Source organism: Flavobacterium sp. (genome assembly GCF_028712645.1).
Classification (GTDB): Bacteria; Bacteroidota; Bacteroidia; order Flavobacteriales; family Flavobacteriaceae; genus Flavobacterium.
This window is the reverse complement of the sequence record NZ_JAQTPQ010000295.1, coordinates 1-4,008: the sequence shown is the minus strand read 5'-3', so window position 1 is coordinate 4,008 and position 4,008 is coordinate 1. Positions and strand designations below refer to the sequence as shown.

The following is a 4,008-nucleotide window of genomic DNA, read 5'->3' as shown; positions in this document are numbered from 1 at the left end:
GACACTTTGTTATCCCAAAATAAAAATCTTTGGAATCTAAAAAAAATCAGAAAAGGAACATTTTAATCATCGACGATCATCCAATGAGCGTGGATAGTTATAAAACCTTACTTTCTAGCATTGAGTCCAATAAAAAGGCAAATTACTTACTAGGATATAGCTGTGAGGGAGCATTCAATCTATGGCACCAAACAAAACACGATAACGAAACGATTCATTTTGCTTTTGTCGATGTTAACCTTCCTCCTTTCCAAGAAAAGAAACTATTTTCAGGTTGTGATGTAGCAAAACTAATTAGGGATTATTTTCCAGACTGCAAAATAATTATTATTTCTATGCACAATGAGCCAGTGTGGGTAAGCCAAATTTACAATAGTATTAACCCAGAAGGGTTCATCGCCAAAAGCGACATCGATTACAAAAGTTTTCCCGAAGTATTCAAAAGTGTTGAAAATGATGAAATTTATTGCAGCAAATCCATCAAACAATCCCGGAAAATAATGATTCAAAAAAACATTAACTGGAATGAAAACGACAGTAAGATGCTAAGATTAATTGCCGAAGGAGTAAAAACCAAAGATTTACCTAACTATATTCCCCTCAGTTTGAGTTCAATTGAAAAAAGAAAAGCAAGCATCAAAAAACAATTAATCTTGGAATCCGGCTCCAACAAAGAACTATTAGACAGTGCAAAAAGTTTAGGGTTGATATAAACCCTAAAACAGGCCTATTTCTCCAATACCTCAACTCATTCCTAACTTCTTCCTTTTCATTTTTCACAATCCGATACCAAAAACTTTGTTTAGATCAATCTATCAAAGTCATTTTTAGTGGAAATCATTTTTTTATCCAAAGTGATGAGAATTATTTATTTACGATGATTTAACGCAAAAATACTTGATAATCACAACCAAAAACCGTAAAAAAAAGTCCAAAAAACCGTAAAATACTTCTAAAAACTATTTCGAACTTGCAACGGATTAAAATAAAATATTCTACAAAAAATTATCAAAGAGATATAAAAAATGGACAGAGAAGAAATACTGAATACATTAGGCGAAGTTCGATACGAGCTTGCTAAAGTTAAAAAAAAATTGACCAATTTAATTTCTCAATCAACACGCTACAAAGAAATTTATCCAGAATTAGACAGACCAGTTCGTGACTTACAAGGCATCAATGATGAAATATATGAAACCATTGAAATTGAAAAATGGGTATTAATGAATTCGTTGAATTAAACAAGGGAAAAAATCTAGGCTAGTTAGAGAATTCAGATTAATTGATTATTATAACATAAATTAAAAATTGATTATGGAAAAAATAAAAAAAACAGGAATGAATTTCATTAGTAAACTTTGGAAATTAATAACACGATAATTATTAAAAAATTAAAAAAAAGGTTTCTAAAAAAGAAAGCAGTTTTACACACGAGCAAAAGCAAATTGACGAAGTAGGGAGACTTCGTCTGCATCCTAAGAACAACATTTACTTGTTCGAGAAGACTTAGGGGAGCCAGGTAAGTGAGGAAAAAATATAAATCCCCAAATATATAAATTTATGATTACCCGGATTAACGTTTTAATAGATGTAAACCTAAAATTTTTATACAATTCAAAAGGCAATTCATTAAACCTAAAAGATTTTAAAGACGACGTTGGAAACAAGTTTCAAGACGCAGAAACTTTTGCCAGAATTATGCAAAGAAAAGAGTTAATTACTCCAAATCAAAATAACGAATTTTGCTATAAATTAACTGAAATCGGAAAAAAAATATATGAAAATGGTGGCTGGTTGAAACATCTTGAGAACCAAAAAGAGGCTAAAAATAAAATAGTAAAAATTGAACCAAAAAAAATAGTGTTCTATTTACTAATAATTGTATTTATTTTCATAATTATTTTACTCTTAACAAAAAGTAATTGGGGACATTAAAAAAATTCCAAGTAACGCGAAAAAATATTTTTAATTCACTAGCTCTACAAAGTATCCAGTTCTTCTAAATTTTCCAAATTTAAAACAATAAGTAGTAAAAAAATCTTTGCTAGGGTTAGATTGCAATTTTCAAATAATAAACTATAATAAGCAATTCTTCCTTTTTAGACTAACTAAATTTATGCTTAATTTTTATCGCTCCACAGGTTTTAGGATTGATCCAGGGTTAGCCCAATATCAAGGGATAACAGAGTAGAAATAAAAAACCCATCAACTAATTAGTTAATGGGTTTTGCTTAGTAGCGGGAACAGGACTCGAACCTGTGACCTTCGGGTTATGAGCCCGACGAGCTGCCTACTGCTCTATCCCGCGTTGTTTCGGGTGCAAATATACGATGAATTTTAAGAAATACAAGTGTGTTTTTAAAAAAATATCTACACTTTATGTATTATACTGGCTAGCTTGCATTTATCAAAGAAAATAAATTATTAATAACGCAATATTAAATGATATAAATTAAAAAAACCTATAAAGCAAATTCTTTACAGGTCTTAAACTAATTAATAAAAAAATATTATAAACTACATTACGAAAAAGAATCCTTTAATAAATCTATTTCAATAAAATATATTCTGTTTTAATTATTTATTCTTCAGATACAATTGCAGTATTTTTATTAACAACAGTTTCTAACACAACAGCTACCCCTTTATTGTTAATCATAGTCATATTCAAAACATCTTTTTTGGCCAAATCTTTTGGAACTACTCCACTAAATTGATTATAAGAAAGATTCATTTCTTTTAGATTATTTAATTTTTCTAAATCAAAAGGGATTTGCCCTACCATTTGATTATCAAACAAACTAAGTTGTTCCAGATTTGTTAAATTTGACACGGAATTACTTAGCGACCCAGTTAATTTATTACTATTTAAAAACAAAATTTTTAAATTTTTCATTTCATATACAGAAGTTGGTATTTGACCCTCAATTTCATTATTATACAATGACAAGATTTCCAAGTTGCTTAATTTTCCAATTTCATTAGGAATTTTTCCAGTAAATCTATTCATAAACAACTCTAATGTTTTTAAAGAAGTTGCATCTCCAATTGAAGCTGGAATTTCTCCTGACAACTTATTGAAAGATAATTGAAGTGACTCAAGAGATTTCATAGTTCCTATTGAAGCAGGAATTGTACCCGAAATAGTATTTTTATACAAATTAAGATCCTTCAAATATATTAAATTCGAAATCTCAGAAGGTAAAACACCTACTAAATTATTATTAGATAATTGAATTGAAATAACTTTATCATCTTGTAATTTTACTCCAAACCAAGAAGAAACTGGGGCTTTCAAATCCCATTTTACAGTCCAATTACTTCCATTTGTAGAATTATATAATTTTACAAGAGCACTTTTTTCAGAAACCGAAACATCAGCTTTCATTATGAATGAAAACATTATTAGTAGCAGTAGGGTGTATATTTTTTTCATAACAAAAAAATCATATTCATTAATTTATAACTAAGTTATACTCATTATTTATTATGAACAAAAATAACCGATGAAATACACAAATTATTAAAAAAGATAGCACTATTCGTACATAAATAATTCATCATAATATGCTATTTAAAGTTATTATTTTTATTATTATATTTGGTTGTATAACTATAAAATTAATTCATATGGAAATTAACTTATGGGCCGTTTTAATGGCCGCACTTTCAAGTTTTGTTGTGGGTTTTATTTGGTACAATCCAAAAGTTTTTGGTACAATTTGGATGAAGGAAATCGGGATGACCGAAGAACAAGCTCAAAAAGGCAATATGATTAAAATTTTTGGGCTAACTTTTGTGTATTCATTTATGTTAGCATTTATGATGCAAAATATCGTAATCCATCAATTAGGAGTTATAAGTGCAGTTGGCGGACCTACACTTGTGGAGTCAGCAAAACCATCTTTCGCTGCATTTATGGCAGATTACGGTGAAACTTTTCGAACCTATAAACATGGTGCTCTACATGGTTTTATTGCGGGTTTATTTATAGTACTTCCACTCATT

At 29.0% G+C, this 4,008-nt stretch carries 5 protein-coding genes and 1 tRNA gene; 4 read left to right on the top strand and 2 right to left on the bottom strand.

The window, feature by feature from the left end; translation table 11 throughout:
* Positions 1-29: 29 nt before the first annotated feature.
* The 3 genes from PHC28_RS16575 (at position 30) to PHC28_RS16565 (ending at position 1,935) form a co-directional block, all read left to right on the top strand.
* Positions 30-713 carry a response regulator gene (locus PHC28_RS16575; protein WP_300103237.1) on the top strand — a complete coding sequence of 228 codons (684 nt, stop codon included), beginning with the start codon at positions 30-32 and terminating at the stop codon, positions 711-713.
* 312 nt (positions 714-1,025) lie between these two features.
* Entirely contained in the window at positions 1,026-1,241 is a 216-nt protein-coding gene (locus tag PHC28_RS16570; protein WP_300103235.1) for a hypothetical protein, read from the top strand.
* A gap of 319 nt (positions 1,242-1,560) precedes the next feature.
* A complete protein-coding gene (locus PHC28_RS16565; protein ID WP_300103233.1) occupies positions 1,561-1,935 on the top strand; it encodes a hypothetical protein in 375 nt (124 codons plus the stop codon).
* A 300-nt stretch (positions 1,936-2,235) separates the two neighbouring features.
* Here the strand turns inward: PHC28_RS16565 and PHC28_RS16560 are convergent.
* Positions 2,236-2,308: transfer RNA gene (locus PHC28_RS16560), tRNA-Met, on the bottom strand.
* Between the two features lie 273 nt (positions 2,309-2,581).
* On the bottom strand, positions 2,582-3,403 hold the full coding sequence (locus PHC28_RS16555) for a Two component regulator three Y domain protein (RefSeq protein WP_300103231.1): 822 nt from the start codon (positions 3,401-3,403) through the stop codon (positions 2,582-2,584).
* A gap of 227 nt (positions 3,404-3,630) precedes the next feature.
* Between PHC28_RS16555 and PHC28_RS16550 the strand changes: the two genes are divergently transcribed.
* Positions 3,631-4,008, top strand: a 378-nt coding sequence (locus PHC28_RS16550) for a DUF1761 domain-containing protein (protein WP_300103229.1), incomplete at its 3' end; no start/stop codon positions are given.

What these genes read in the sequence shown, in the direction of transcription:
- PHC28_RS16555 (WP_300103231.1), bottom strand. Translation starts at nt 3,403, where the DNA reads ATGTTTTCATTCATAATGAAAGCTGATGTTTCGGTTTCTGAAAAAAGT.
- PHC28_RS16570 (WP_300103235.1), top strand. Translation starts at nt 1,026, where the DNA reads ATGGACAGAGAAGAAATACTGAATACATTAGGCGAAGTTCGATACGAG.
- PHC28_RS16565 (WP_300103233.1), top strand. Translation starts at nt 1,561, where the DNA reads ATGATTACCCGGATTAACGTTTTAATAGATGTAAACCTAAAATTTTTA.